Origin of the sequence: Thalassotalea sp. G20_0 (genome assembly GCF_017744175.1) — a bacterium.
Taxonomy (GTDB): domain Bacteria; phylum Pseudomonadota; class Gammaproteobacteria; order Pseudomonadales; family Endozoicomonadaceae; genus Endozoicomonas.
Window position 1 is genome coordinate 1 of record NZ_JAGHQV010000546.1, and the last position, 509, is coordinate 509.

Below are 509 nucleotides of genomic sequence, written 5' to 3' on the forward strand. Positions count from 1 at the left end.
GTCCTCCACAATCGGGAGGACAGCCTGCCATGCTCAGCAGGGATTAATCATCAGACGCCATGTGCTCGTCATCCTGATCGTCATAAATGTCATCGGGCTCAGGTGCAAGAAACCACTCATCCAGTTTCATAGAGAGCTGATCAACACCGGTTTTCTTGAGCGAAGAGAATAACTGCACGCTCACCTGTGGGAATCGGGACAGATCCTTTTTGAGGGTGTTCAGAACCTGTTTGGCGGCCCCCTGTTTCAGTTTGTCCGCCTTGGTGAGCAGTATGTGCAGAGGTAAGTTTGCACTCACACTCCAGTTAAGCATCATCTGATCGAACTCTTTCATCGGATGACGAATATCCATCAACAGCACCAGGCCGACCAGCGCCTCACGACGCTCCAGATAATCGGTCATGTGATGCTGCCACTCTTGCTTCATGGCTTCAGGCACTTTTGCATAACCGTAGCCCGGAAGATCCACCAGAAAGACACCATCCTGCACGTCAAAGAAGTTGATGAGC

Annotated in this window: 1 protein-coding gene; it reads right to left on the reverse strand. The window is 51.1% G+C overall.

Going from position 1 to position 509, the window contains the following annotated elements:
* Positions 1 to 43: 43 nt before the first annotated feature.
* Positions 44 to 509 (reverse strand): ribosome biogenesis GTP-binding protein YihA/YsxC (yihA, locus tag J7438_RS27485; protein ID WP_209279176.1); only part of this gene is annotated, 466 nt, incomplete at its 5' end.